General features: G+C 41.4%; 18 protein-coding genes. 15 read left to right on the top strand and 3 right to left on the bottom strand.

The window, feature by feature from the left end:
* From H9649_RS10500 to H9649_RS10510, 3 genes are all read left to right on the top strand, one after another.
* Positions 1-1,020 carry a hypothetical protein gene (locus H9649_RS10500; RefSeq protein ID WP_191694752.1) on the top strand — a complete coding sequence of 340 codons (1,020 nt, stop codon included), beginning with the start codon at positions 1-3 and terminating at the stop codon, positions 1,018-1,020.
* 114 nt (positions 1,021-1,134) lie between these two features.
* Positions 1,135-1,509, top strand: a complete 375-nt coding sequence (locus tag H9649_RS10505) for a hypothetical protein (protein ID WP_191694754.1) — start codon at positions 1,135-1,137, stop codon at positions 1,507-1,509.
* Positions 1,510-1,592: 83 nt separating this feature from the next.
* Positions 1,593-2,897: an MFS transporter gene (locus H9649_RS10510; protein ID WP_191694755.1), complete on the top strand. Its 1,305-nt coding sequence runs from the start codon at positions 1,593-1,595 to the stop codon at positions 2,895-2,897.
* Positions 2,898-2,948: 51 nt separating this feature from the next.
* On the opposite strand, the gene H9649_RS10515 is transcribed toward H9649_RS10510, so the two are convergent.
* Positions 2,949-3,767, bottom strand: a complete 819-nt coding sequence (locus H9649_RS10515; protein WP_191694757.1) for a squalene/phytoene synthase family protein — start codon at positions 3,765-3,767, stop codon at positions 2,949-2,951.
* Positions 3,768-3,977: 210 nt separating this feature from the next.
* On the opposite strand from H9649_RS10515, the gene H9649_RS10520 reads away from it, so the two are divergent.
* The 12 genes from H9649_RS10520 to H9649_RS10570 all read left to right on the top strand — a co-directional run bounded on the left by H9649_RS10520 (position 3,978) and on the right by H9649_RS10570 (position 11,257).
* Positions 3,978-4,196 carry a hypothetical protein gene (locus tag H9649_RS10520; RefSeq protein ID WP_191694759.1) on the top strand — a complete coding sequence of 73 codons (219 nt, stop codon included), beginning with the start codon at positions 3,978-3,980 and terminating at the stop codon, positions 4,194-4,196.
* Positions 4,197-4,251: 55 nt separating this feature from the next.
* On the top strand, positions 4,252-4,554 hold the full coding sequence (locus H9649_RS10525) for an urease subunit gamma (RefSeq protein WP_191694761.1): 303 nt from the start codon (positions 4,252-4,254) through the stop codon (positions 4,552-4,554).
* 22 nt (positions 4,555-4,576) lie between these two features.
* Positions 4,577-4,897: an urease subunit beta gene (ureB, locus tag H9649_RS10530; RefSeq protein WP_191694763.1), complete on the top strand. Its 321-nt coding sequence runs from the start codon at positions 4,577-4,579 to the stop codon at positions 4,895-4,897.
* Positions 4,898-6,610: an urease subunit alpha gene (gene ureC / locus H9649_RS10535; RefSeq protein WP_191694765.1), complete on the top strand. Its 1,713-nt coding sequence runs from the start codon at positions 4,898-4,900 to the stop codon at positions 6,608-6,610.
* Between the two features lie 10 nt (positions 6,611-6,620).
* Positions 6,621-7,076, top strand: a complete 456-nt coding sequence (gene ureE / locus H9649_RS10540; RefSeq protein ID WP_191694767.1) for an urease accessory protein UreE — start codon at positions 6,621-6,623, stop codon at positions 7,074-7,076.
* Positions 7,069-7,755 (top strand): urease accessory protein UreF, encoded by a 687-nt coding sequence (locus H9649_RS10545; RefSeq protein ID WP_191694769.1) that lies wholly within the window; start codon positions 7,069-7,071, stop codon positions 7,753-7,755. The genes ureE and H9649_RS10545 overlap by 8 nt, the downstream gene beginning before the upstream one ends.
* A 24-nt stretch (positions 7,756-7,779) precedes the next feature.
* A complete protein-coding gene (gene ureG, locus H9649_RS10550) occupies positions 7,780-8,391 on the top strand; it encodes an urease accessory protein UreG (protein ID WP_191694771.1) in 612 nt (203 codons plus the stop codon).
* Position 8,392: 1 nt separating this feature from the next.
* Positions 8,393-9,217, top strand: coding sequence for an urease accessory protein UreD (locus H9649_RS10555; RefSeq protein WP_191694773.1), 825 nt, complete (start codon positions 8,393-8,395; stop codon positions 9,215-9,217).
* Between the two features lie 455 nt (positions 9,218-9,672).
* Entirely contained in the window at positions 9,673-9,804 is a 132-nt protein-coding gene (locus H9649_RS17970; RefSeq protein WP_263614126.1) for a hypothetical protein, read from the top strand.
* Positions 9,805-9,844: 40 nt separating this feature from the next.
* Positions 9,845-10,000, top strand: a complete 156-nt coding sequence (locus H9649_RS10560) for a hypothetical protein (protein ID WP_191694774.1) — start codon at positions 9,845-9,847, stop codon at positions 9,998-10,000.
* 113 nt (positions 10,001-10,113) lie between these two features.
* Complete coding sequence (locus H9649_RS10565) at positions 10,114-10,629, top strand: methylated-DNA--[protein]-cysteine S-methyltransferase (RefSeq protein ID WP_191694776.1); 516 nt, start codon at positions 10,114-10,116, stop codon at positions 10,627-10,629.
* A 70-nt stretch (positions 10,630-10,699) separates the two neighbouring features.
* Positions 10,700-11,257 carry an NADPH-dependent FMN reductase gene (locus tag H9649_RS10570; RefSeq protein WP_191694778.1) on the top strand — a complete coding sequence of 186 codons (558 nt, stop codon included), beginning with the start codon at positions 10,700-10,702 and terminating at the stop codon, positions 11,255-11,257.
* Positions 11,258-11,312: 55 nt separating this feature from the next.
* On the opposite strand, the gene opp4C is transcribed toward H9649_RS10570, so the two are convergent.
* Both opp4C and H9649_RS10580 read right to left on the bottom strand, forming a co-directional pair.
* A complete protein-coding gene (opp4C, locus tag H9649_RS10575) occupies positions 11,313-12,230 on the bottom strand; it encodes an oligopeptide ABC transporter permease (RefSeq protein ID WP_191694779.1) in 918 nt (305 codons plus the stop codon).
* A 14-nt stretch (positions 12,231-12,244) separates the two neighbouring features.
* A complete protein-coding gene (locus H9649_RS10580) occupies positions 12,245-13,210 on the bottom strand; it encodes an ABC transporter permease (protein WP_191694781.1) in 966 nt (321 codons plus the stop codon).
* Between the last annotated feature and the right edge of the window lie 10 nt (positions 13,211-13,220).

Here is a 13,220-nt window from a genome sequence, read left to right on the forward strand (position 1 = left end):
GTGAATAAAAAAGCATTCGGTCTGCTTACAGCGTTGATCGGAATCGTGACGATCATCTTCGTTGGACTTGGGTTCGTATATGAAAAATCGGAGAACGAAAAGCAAAATGGCTTGACAGCTATTTTTGATGTCTCCGCAACTGGTGTCATTGCCACTGTCCGATTTGAGAAGGGGAAAGCCGGGATTTATTTGAACACTAAAGATGACGGTCCGATTGTCCAATTTCCTGTTGAACAAAAGATTTTAGATATTAGTTTCTCGAATGACGGGAAAAGGCTTGCTTATGTCGTGTCTGAAAAAGAAAGCAGTTCCGACAGCATAAGTGACGTCCATTTACTTGATATCGATACAAAAGCGGATATCCTAGCGTTCTCAGTCACTGCCATAATTACCGAATTGGCATTTGATCCTAAAAATCCCGATAAGCTTTTCTACTTGCAGGCGGATGTGTTTACAAATTATTCTCCAATTACGGGGAAGCGGCCACATGATTTTGACGTGCACAGCTATAATCTGGACAATAAGACACAAACACGCCATACCGATCTGAAGAAGTATGGAATGCAGTCATTGCATGTATCTGCAACAGATGAGTCGGTATTTGTCCAAATGGATGATGATGAAAACGTACAGTCAGCGGATGAACTATTTGCATCATACCAACGGATCTTTAAAATTCCACTTGATATGCCTGATGAAAAAGAGATTATAAGCAATCCCACAGGCCAACAGGACATATACGATTTTCTAGTATTACCGGAACTTGATGAAATCATTTACCAGGCTGTCGGTGGTACGAAGTCGAATGGAACATATGAATACGAACTGTTCAGCTTCAACTGGGAAACCAATCAAACCAAACAACTGACCCGTTTGAAAGAATATGCAGCGAAACCGATTCTTGGTTCCAATCAAAAAATCTACTTCCTCGTGGATCTCAATTTCGCAGGGCGAACACCGGATTATACAATTTATCAAATGGATCTGGACGGTGAAAATATAGTAGAAATTTTATGGTAAGCGAAGGCGTCATAACAATATAATGTTGTTATGATGTCTTTTTCTTTCGAAATAATGAAAAATCAAGGGATACCGGGATTGCTTGTCGAATGTGTAGGAAAGGGGGAATGCAGGATGATGAATGATAAAAATTCGGAAGAAGTACAGACGGGTTATATTGAAACGTCGGTCAAAACATTATTTAAGAAGTTTGCAAAAGAAAGGGATGTCTCGCTCGTTTACGGTGATCCGGTAGAAGTAGGGTTGATGAAAGTCGTTCCCGTGGCCAAAGTGAAATACGCTTTTGGTGGTGGAGGCGATGGAGCTGGTAATGAAGGTGGAGGCGGTAGTTTCAGCATTGATCCGATCGGCGTTTACGAAATAACACCCGAAAGTGCAACATTCAAACCTGTGCGCGATAGTAGGAGTCTACTCATTATAGTCATGGCTTTATTATCGTTCGGTCTATTCTTTTTTCTAAATAAATCGTCCAATAAAAAGAAGAGGTGAAATCAGGCCAGTCACTGCTAGTTTAGAAGCTTAATCGAGGTGGCTAGGTTATAGTGGATGTATTGTGAAGGGGGGATACATTCATGAAAAGAAATCGGGATTCGGACGTTTCGCGTTATGTGAATTCTGAGGATGCGCAACAGCGGTTGTATAAGCGATCGTTAATTGTTGTTGTGATGTCTCAGATTTTCGGGGGAGCAGGGTTAGCAGCTGGGATTACGGTTGGTGCACTCATTGCGAAGGATATGCTTGGTACTGCCGGTTATGCTGGTGTCCCCTCTGCTTTGTTCACGCTCGGTTCGGCATTGGCGGCACTCCTAGTTGGTCGGATTTCACAGCGTTTTGGCCGCAGATATGGGCTATCTCTCGGCTTTATCACGGGAGGAATAGGCGCAATTGGGGTCATACTTGCGACGACGATGAACAGCATCGTGTTCTTATTCATTTCATTATTCATTTACGGTGCTGGAACAGCTACGAATTTACAAGCCCGATATGCCGGTACAGATTTAGCCAGTGAAAAGCAACGAGCAACGGCAATCAGTATTGCAATGATTTCGACAACATTTGGCGCAGTTGCTGGACCTAATTTAGTAATACCAATGGGGGATTTTGCGCAAGTTTTTGGCATACCACCATTAGCAGGACCATTTATATTGGCAGCAGTTGCTTATATATTTGCCGGTTTGACATTTCTCGTTTACTTGCGTCCAGATCCATTTTTAGTCGCTAAAGCAATAGCATTGCATAACGAAAAAAATGCTGCAGAAACGCTCGATCAGGCGAGCTTAACGGCGAAAAATAATGTTAATCGGCTTGGTGTCGTCGTGGGCGGACTTGTACTTGTCTTATCTCATATGATTATGGTTGCGATTATGACGATGACACCCCTTCATATGCAAAACCATGGAACGGGGTTATCGGCAGTTGGAATGGTCATTGGTTTTCATATAGCAGCGATGTACTTGCCTTCACTTGGAACTGGTATTTTAGTCGATAAAATAGGACGTACTTTCATGGTAGTTGCATCGGGTGTGACGCTTGCTACAGCAGGACTCATGTCCGCTTTTGCTTCGGGGGACTCGCTATTTTGGATGGCATTCGCCCTCATATTGCTTGGACTTGGGTGGAACTTCGGGTTAATTAGCGGAACTGCAATTATCATCGACTCGACAGTACCTAAAACGCGTGCAAAAACGCAAGGTTCGGTAGATGTGTTTGTTGCGCTAGGAGGTTCTGCAGGCAGTATATTGTCTGGTGTGGTCGTTGCTTATTCTAGTTTTGCGTTTCTCGGAATGATTGGTATGTATTTATCATTATTGCTCATTCCGTTAATCCTATGGGCGTCTTATAAAGAACGAAGCAAAGGGAAACTACAAAATCATTAGATTCAAGAAACAAAGAAGACTTGGCATCCACTCGCCAAGTCTTCTTTACGTTCATTCTTCTAAAATTGCAGCAACTGTCGATTCGACTTCTTTTCTATTCATCTTTTCACGACCGCTATGCAACGCCGCGAGCGTGCTCTTTGCAAGAGCTAGAGGGATTTTGCAGAACAGCAAGATGTTTTTTGTAGTAATTGATTCGATGTACTCATCTGCTTTCGCTAAATTAGTTTCCGCATAAGTGAACATATCATCGCGCGTCCAACCGTCCGGAATGAAACGCACTCCACGATCTGCATCTTCATCCTGATTACGGAGCATATTGACCGCTTGCAAACCGCGTCCGTAACCGATTGCCAGATCGCGATCTGTCTTCGTCCCGTCATAAGCTTCCCATATGTCAGACAACATGACGCCTACTAGACCCGCAACATAAAATGTATAATCATCCAAATCCTCAAGTGTGTTAATCTCAAAGTCTTTTTCGACCCACTTAGCCATTCCTTCAGCCATTATCCGTGTCGAATCTTTCACTTTTTCAATTACGTCGTCAGGACATACTAAAAGCCAGTCACCGAGCCGTAATGTGACTTCCGGCAACAGTTCTGCGTATGGACGGAGAAGTACTCTATACGCTTCTTCATCAAATTCATTATCCAAAAGCCTGCTAGTCTCCACTAGAAGAAATTGCTTCGTTTGGGCATCAATCTGTTCATGGTCCTCGATCTCATCAATCGCACGCATGCATAAATACGCAGAACCGACAGCTCTCCGCAATGTGGGGTTCAATAATTTGATGGGTATGTAAAATGTCCTGCTTGTCAATTTAAGAATATGCATAGCTTCTTTTAGCAATTTAGCATCGTTCGTCAATGTAGATCCTCCTCAACTTTCTAGAAGTGCTCGGATAAATAAACAGAATGCAGCTAGTTATTATAGTTATCATACACTAATTACTGAATAACTTTCCATTCATTCGATACACAAGTTGGAATGGAGTATCTAAATAATATTCAGATAGAAGGATAGGAATCTTACTTCATACACATAATGATACTTACCGAACTTATAAGGAGTGTCAGCATGTTAGATGACGTTAAAAAGGAAGAGCCGCTATTTGAAGGACAAGTTAATGAGATGCCACAATTTACACTTGTGTTTAACGGTGAAGAATACCAAGGTGTGTTCATTGATGGAGAAGTGAGCTGGTATCATCCGCAACCTACTAGTGTTATTGGAGAGAAAGAGCTTGATGCTATTGAAAGTAAGCTTGAGGGTTTGTTGAAAAAGAACTCGGATTAATATAAAAATACACGATCCAGTAATTGTCGGATAGTAGATTATAGGAGGCTTACTCATGCATTTGTTACCACGTGAAATTGATAAGTTAATGATTGTCGTTGCGGCAGACCTTGCCAAGCGGCGAAAAGAGAGAGGATTGAAATTGAACCATCCAGAAGCCGTGGCGCTCATTACGTATGAAGTTCTTGAAGGTGCGCGGGATGGCAAAACTGTTGCGCAAATGATGGAGTACGGAACAAAAGTGTTAACTCGCGATGACGTAATGGATGGTGTTCCTGAAATGATCCATGATATACAAGTTGAAGCCAGTTTTCCTGATGGCACAAAACTCGTGACGGTCCATAGCCCCATTACCTGAATTTGACTGGAGGAATATGAATATGCAACCTGGTGAATTGTTTTTGCAAGAAGGAGACATCGTCATTAATCAAGGGAAGACGATTTATACAGTAACTGCAACGAATACAGGAGACCGTCCTATTCAAGTTGGATCTCATTATCATTTTTATGAAGTGAATGAAGCGATGAAATTCAACCGGGATGAAACACTTGGTAAGCGGTTGAACATACCAGCAGGTGCTGCCGTTCGTTTCGAGCCTGGCGATGAAAAAGAAGTGGAGCTCATTTGTTTTTCAGGTGAACAACGGGTCTACGGTTTTAATAATAAAGTGGATGGTCCTATTAAAGGAGGATGCAAATAAATGAGCTTCAATATGTCACGAAAGCAATATGCTCAAATGTATGGTCCGACAATTGGTGATTCCATCCGATTGGCAGACACTGAACTTTTCATTCAAATCGAAAAGGACTTTACTACATACGGAGATGAAGTCGTATTTGGTGGAGGCAAGGTTATCCGTGACGGCATGGGGCAGCATCCGTTGGCAACCCGCGCTGATGGCGTGCCTGATGTCGTCATTACGAACGCGGTCATATTGGATTATACAGGTATCTTAAAAGCGGATATCGCAATTCGGGACGGCAAGATAGCAGCGATTGGTAAAGCGGGTAATCCACTCATTATGGACAATGTTGACATTATAATTGGTGCTTCAACTGAAATTATAGCGGGAGAAGGTCTTATCGTTACAGCGGGTGGAATTGATACGCACGTCCACTTTATAAACCCGACTCAAGTACGAACAGCATTGGCTTCAGGACTGACAACGTTAATCGGAGGCGGAACAGGACCTGCAGCAGGTTCAAAAGCGACGACCGTTTCACCAGGTGAATGGAATATTCACCGGATGCTCGAAGCCGCGGAAGGTCTGCCAATCAACGTCGGTTTCACAGGCAAAGGCCAAGCGGCAACTGAAGAACCGCTTATTGAGCAAGTGATGGCAGGTGCAATCGGGTTAAAAGTCCACGAAGACTGGGGAGCTACTCCTTCAGCAATCGACAACGCCTTGACTGTGGCGGACAAATATGATGTCCAAGTAGCGCTTCATGCCGATACGCTCAATGAAGGTGGATTCATGGAAAATACGATGGCTGCACTAAAGGATCGTGTCATCCATATGTATCATACGGAAGGAGCCGGTGGCGGTCATGCCCCCGATTTGATCAAATCAGCTGGATTTATGAATGTATTACCATCGTCGACAAATCCTACACTTCCATACACTGTAAATACAGTAGATGAACACTTGGATATGTTAATGGTTTGTCATCACCTTAACCCTTCCATTCCTGAAGACTTGGCATTTGCGGATTCGCGTATTCGCCGTGAAACGATCGCGGCTGAAGATATCTTGCAAGATATGGGTGTGTTCAGTATGGTCAGTTCGGATGCACAAGCGATGGGCCGGGTTGGAGAAGTCGTATTACGAACTTGGCAAACGGCAGATAAAATGAAAAAGCAACGGGGCGTGATGGAAGGGGACAGCGAAAAAAGCGATAATAACCGTGCTAAACGGTATGTTGCTAAGTATACGATTAACCCTGCCATTACACACGGTATATCAGAATATGTCGGTTCCATTGAGGTTGGGAAAATTGCAGACCTTGTCCTTTGGTCTCCAGCATTTTTCGGTGTGAAACCGGAAATGGTACTGAAAAACGGATTTGCAGTGGAGAGTTTAATGGGAGATGCCAATGCTTCCATTCCGACACCACAACCAGTTATCTACCGACCGATGTATGCGCAATATGGCAAGGCATTATCCAGTAGTTCTATTACGTTCATTTCCCAAGCTGCTTATGATAATAAAGTTCATGAAAAACTGGGCCTGAAAAAAATGATACTCCCTGTTCGAGGCATTCGGAATTTAACGAAAAAAGATATGAAACTGAACACGGAAACACCAGACATCTCAGTAGATCCTCAAACATACGAAGTTCGAATAAACGGAGAACTGATCACTTGCGATCCTGTTGATGTATTGCCAATGGGTCAGCGCTATTTCCTATTTTGAGGTGAATGTATTGATAATCGAAAAAGTACTAGCAAATATAGAAACGATGCCAAAGGAAGAAGTCGCTAAACGCCATATTGAAAAGGTGTATTTGGAGAGTGCGCATTTAGTGAAACGGGTTCAACGTGTGAAAACCGATCACGGTAATGAAGTCGGCATCCGACTCAAAGAACCTCGCGACTTAATGGCGGGTGATGTTTTATTCATGGATGATAAGAATATCATAATGATTGATGTGCTATCGGATGATTTACTCGTCATCCGTCCTCGTAGCCTTCATGAAATGGGGACGATTGCGCATCAGTTGGGCAATCGGCATCTACCTGCCCAATTTGAGAAAAGTGAAATGCTCGTCCAATACGATTATCTCGTCGAAGACTTACTGAAAGAATTGCAAATCCCTTATGAACGCGCTGAACGTAAAGTGAAAAAAGCATTTCGACATATAGGTCATAGCCATGACTAACAATATACTATCGCTGTTTCAGTTATGCGATTCCAACTTTCCGACAGGTGCATTTAGTCATTCAAACGGATTAGAGACGTATATTCAAGATGGACGTGTCCATGATGTAGCCACTTTTTTACAATGGCTGGACGTATATTTGAATGAGCAGCTCATCTATTCAGATGGGCTTGCTTGTCATTTAGTGTACAAAGCGTTAGTGGAAAACGATTTGGATAAGATATGGTCAGTAGATCGACTGTTGCATGTTCAAAACCTTCCTCGTGAAACGCGAGAGGGAACACAAAGAGTCGGTCAAAGGATGTTGAAGCTTGTAGATGTCCTATACGATATCCCCACACTAAAAGCATACGCGGAAAGAATCCAAACGAAGCAATCATATGGTCATCCCGCCATTGTCTTTGCGATAGTCGGTCGTTACCTCGATATCCCAACAATACCGACGACTATTTATTATTTGTATTCGGCAATCTCAAGTTTAGTACAAAACGCTGTACGGGCAATTCCGTTAGGTCAAACAGCGGGACAAAAGGTTCTTGCAGACTTTCAGCAATCCTTAATTGAAGCAACGAATAAAATACAGAATTTGGATGAAGCAGACTTCGGCATTGTTTCTCCAGGATTGGAATTAGCGCAAATGAAACACGAACACGTTAATATTCGTATTTTCATGTCGTGAACAGACAAAAGGAGAGTGTATTGGATGAATCCAATTAAAATTGGTGTCGGTGGACCGGTTGGTGCTGGGAAGACATTACTCGTCGAAAAATTAACGAGAGCTCTGCACGATGAGCTCAGTATGGCCGTCATAACAAATGATATCTATACAAAAGAAGATGCAAAGTTTTTAACACATAATGGAGTATTACCGGCGGATCGGATTATTGGTGTTGAAACGGGTGGTTGTCCACATACAGCAATACGTGAAGATGCGTCCATGAACTTTGCTGCGATTGATGAATTGATTGAAAAACATCCTGAAGTGGAACTTATTTTTGTGGAAAGTGGTGGGGATAATCTCGCTGCTACATTCAGTCCGGAGCTTGTCGACTTTTCGATTTACATTATTGATGTCGCACAAGGCGAAAAAATTCCTCGTAAAGGTGGTCAAGGGATGATTAAATCGGATCTGTTCATCATTAATAAAACAGATCTTGCTCCGTATGTTGGTGCAAGTCTCGAAGTGATGGCTTCCGATACAAAAGAATTTCGTGGGGACAAGCCGTTTGTCTTTACAAACTTGAAAGACAATACAGGACTTGATGATGTGATTGATTGGCTGAATCAGCATGTATTGTTAAAAGGATTGAAGTAAAGTGAACGAGTGGACAGGTCTATTACGATTAACGATGGAAGACAGACTGGGAAAAACTGTGCCGAGTAATGTTTATTTCCAAGGTGCTTTTAAAGTGATGCGACCTATCTATCATGATGATTCCGGCCAAGCTTGTTACTATATTCTGAATCCCGGTGGCGGGTATTTAGACGGTGATCGCTATTATATGCAGATCGCATTAGAACCGGATGCTCGACTCACATTAACGACTCAATCGGCTACCAAAGTGTATAAAACACCAAAGCACCATGCCTATCAAGAAAATGAGATAATTCTTAAGGAAGGAAGTTATTTTGAATACCTTCCGGATCCTTTAATCGTTTATCGAGACGGACGATACAAACAAATTACTAAAATCCGTATGAATAAAAAATCTACGCTCATATACTCGGACATTATCACGTCAGGGTGGTCTCCAGATGGCAGTCAGTTCAGTTATGATATGATTCAACTAGTCACCGAAGTGTATGTGGATGATGATCTGATGGTATATGATCATATTAAATTGACGCCGAATAACCAACAGATGAATGCACTTGGTATGATGGAGGGTTTTACACATATTGGTTCCATGATTGTTGTAAGCGAACAAGCGGATAATGAATTCATCGAAAAAGTGTATAAAAAGTTGAACACAAATGAAAAAGAAGTGAAAATCGGAGTCTCATCTTTGCCAGTCAGTGGGTTCACTCTGCGTATTTTAGCTATGTCATCACAAAAAATCGAACATGCCTTATCCGAATGTCATAACTTTATTAGCAGCGAATGGTATCAAACGAGACCAAGTTTTTTGAGGAAATATTAAAGATGTGTATATAAAAATTGTGCAAATTCAAAAAGTTGTTGACAAAAGATAAATGGAAATGGTATCCTCTAAAAGATAGATATTCTAAATGAAGAAAAGGAGGTACGGAAAATGATTAACGTTTTAAATTCTAAAATAAACATAATAATTGATCCGTGCCTAAAGCATCTCCTTTTCTAAAAAAAGATTCTTTGAGAATGGCATGGACTGCCTTTCTTTTATATGAGCACACGCTTATGCAAAAGGCGTGTGCTTTTTTGTGTCTTTATTAGAATGAATATTCGGTGTTTTCGCGCTTTGCGTGTAACATAAATAATAAGAAGAAGGGAGTGTGTTCAATGATGAATATTGAACATCAACGGAAAGTATTGACAAAGGAGTCGATAGAAAGTGGGTAGCTGAGGATGCTTACCAACGCATATTTAAAACTAAAAAATATAAGGAGGAAGAACAATATGATTTTTAATGATGAGCAACAACGAAAATTATTGGTAAATGACAAGCATACAAAAAAGATGGAGTGGGAATCTACAACAACGATTTACTATGAAAAATGGCAAACACATCAGGTAAATGTCACGGTATAATCACGTATTTTGATTCCTCTCGAAGAGGAGAAATTAAATAATGCATACAATTAATCATGAAGTAGTTCAACGACATATAGAAGAATTGAGACGGGAAGTCGCACAACACCGTCTACAAAAACGTTCAATTGAACGCAAAAGGAAAGAGCGCAAAAAGCTTCCTTTTTGGGCAGTGTTCTTCAGTTTAAGGAACTAATTAAAGAGCGTCCTCCAAACGAGGGCGCTCTTTTAAATGTTTAAATTTTTGGTTGCTTCAATGTATTATGAGATAATATGCTTTATTAATTAAACGAAAGAGGATGCGTGTAAATGGATTCAAAAAAAACGTTTTACTGGACACTATTTTTACATAATGAGTGGAGTTTATATGTTGCTTCAACAGAAAAAGGCATTTGTTACATAGGTTCAAATAATGCTTCATTTGATGAGTTATTGAAATGGGGAGAACGGCATTTCAATGGAGCTAAATTGATAGAAAATCCTTCCGCTTTTGAAACAAATAAATTGATTGAATACCTGGATGGGCGTAGGATAAATATTGAGTTACCAATCGACTTAAGAGGAACGGACTTTCAGCAACAAGTTTGGAAGCTGGTTATGGACGTTCCATATGGAGAAACTGCTTCTTATAAGAAAATTGCTGAACGTCTCGGACGACCTTCAGCTGTCCGTGCAGTGGCAGGGGCAATTGGTGCGAATCCTGTCTTGTTCATCGTTCCGTGTCATCGGATCATTGCGAGTAACGGGAAACTGACAGGATTCAGAGGCGGGCTGCCGATGAAAGAATCGCTCCTTCGTTTGGAGAAAGAATACAAGCAACAATAACTAATTGTATACATTTCACCGAAGCGGAAATGCTTAGGAGAGATGAAGTATAGAAAAGGAGTTCAACATTATGACGATTAAAGTAAAAGCAATTATAGGCAGTACAAGTTCAAAATCCTATAACTTGAAAGTAGTACAATACTTGCAAAAGAAATATGCGGATAAAATGGATATCACTCCAGTTTTCATTAATGATGTGGAAATGTTTTCAGTCGATATCGAACGTACGCCTCCACGTCATGTTGTAAAATTTATGGAAGATGTCAGAGAAACGGATGCGCTTCTGTTTGCAGTTCCTGAATATAACTTCTCCATACCAGGTGCGTTAAAAAATGCGTTGGACTGGTTATCTCGCAGCAATTTTGCGATTAAAGAAAAGCCTACATTCATAGTAGGCGCTTCAATGGGCGTATTAGGAAGTGTTCGTGCGCAATTACATTTAAGAGAAATACTATCAAATCCAATGCTGTCACCTTCCATCATGCCAAATAACGAAGTATATATCGGCTCTATTCATCAGAAAATGAATGAGGATGGCGACTTTATAGACCAACCAACAATCGACTTCCTCGATGTAGTAGTCAACAATTTCTTAGAGTTCTACTCAAAAACGACAGTGAAAATGTAAAACTAAATTGAAAGACCGCCTCCCTTAGTATTGTGGAGGCGGTCTTTTGTATAGTTCATCGTCTATCACTTTTTGGATCAAACGCATCCCTTAACCCGTCACCGATAAAATTAATGCTTAAAACGGTAAGGAGAATCGCAAGTCCTGGTGGAATCCATGCTTCAGGATGGTATCGCAAAATCCTCAATCCTTGCGCTTCTGAGATCATATTGCCCCAAGTTGGTGTCGGTTGCGGAATCCCCATACCGATGAAACTTAATCCCGACTCGACTATAATCATCGCTGCCATTAGCAATGTCGCATTCACGATAATTGGCCCGATGGCGTTCGGTAAGAAATGCCTGAAGATAATTCTGAAGTCACTCGCTCCAATGACTCGTGCGCCAAGAACGAATTCTTGTTCACGCAACGAGAGGAAAGTACCTCTAATAATCCTTGATAATGTAGGCCAGCTCGTTACTGCGATTATGACGACAAACAAGCCGACAGTCACTTTTTTCAAAAGAGCAATAATCGTCAAAGCTAATACTAAAAACGGTAAGGCTAGAAACAAATCGGTAATACGCATAATAATACTGTCGACTTTACCACCGTAATAGCCGCTTAACGTCCCGAAAACTAAACCAAGAAAAACAGTGAACACCATTGTACTAATACCGATTGTCAAAGAGACTCTCGCTCCGTAAAGCAGTCGTGCAAAGTTATCTCGTCCTGAACTGTCTGTACCAAGAATATGTTCACTACTTGGCTTTTGTTCGACTTTTAACAAGTTATGCGCTTTTGGATCATGCTCAGTCAAAAGTGGTGCGAATACGGCTGAAGCGACTATGATAAAGAACACAATCATCCCGACGATAGCTAGTTTATTTTTTAGAAATCGTCTTAGAGATAATTGGAATGGACTGCGGTGTTTTCGCATCGATCCATTTACATGTCCATCAGCATTTATATCTTGTTCATTCAATGTTTGCATGTATGCTCACCACCTCAGTCATAGCGGATCCTCGGATCGACGACGCTATAAAATATATCTGCTAACAGATTGCCTACAAGAATCGCAACACCGAGCAACAGTGTAATTGCCATCACAACAGGATAATCACGATTGATGACTGAGCCGATGAAGAGCGTTCCGATACCTGGAAAGTTAAATACTTGTTCTGTAATGATCGCTCCTCCAAGCAGAGGTCCAAGTTCCATTCCGAGCAATGTGATAATCGGAATCATTGCATTACGCAACGTATGCTTATAGAGAACGTTATTTGCAGACATTCCTTTCGCTTTAGCCGTACGAATAAAATCACTACCGAGAACATCCATTACTTCTGACCGCATATAGCGCATATAGCTGGCCGTGCTTGCAAGTCCGAGTGTTAAACCCGGCAAAACAAGGTGGTGGATACGATCTTTGAATTCTGCTATGCCTGTCAGCTTAGTGGATGAAATTGTACCTTGAGCAGGAAACCATCCAAGTTTAATTGAAAATAAGTAAATGACGACAAGCCCAAAGAAGAAGTTTGGGACGGCTAAACCGAAAAATCCAAAAGTCGTCGTACCATAGTCAATTAAAGAATAAGGCCTGCGTGCAGAATAAATGCCAATTGGAAGGGCGACTATTAATGTGATGAATAGTGCAAACAATCCAAGATAGACAGTGTTTAGAAACCGTTCTTTAATCAGACTCTCAACGGATCTGCCTTTATAGGTAATGGATTCGCCAAAACTGCCTTGCGCGATCTTTGAAGCCCATCGCACATATTGTACGGGCACAGGTTTGTCCAAGCCAAGCTCAGCCCGTTGTTTTTCATACACTTCCATACCGACTTCAGGATCGAGAATCTTCCCTGAAAAAGGATCTCCTGGAGCCGCTTTAGCTAAACCGAAAACAATTATCGACAGAGCAATCAGCATAGGGATGAAAATCAGAAAACGCCTGATGATATATTGATACATCCGCTTTCCC

The sequence above is a fragment of the Sporosarcina quadrami genome (genome assembly GCF_014836615.1).
In the GTDB taxonomy this organism is placed as follows: Bacteria; Bacillota; Bacilli; order Bacillales_A; family Planococcaceae; genus Sporosarcina; species Sporosarcina quadrami.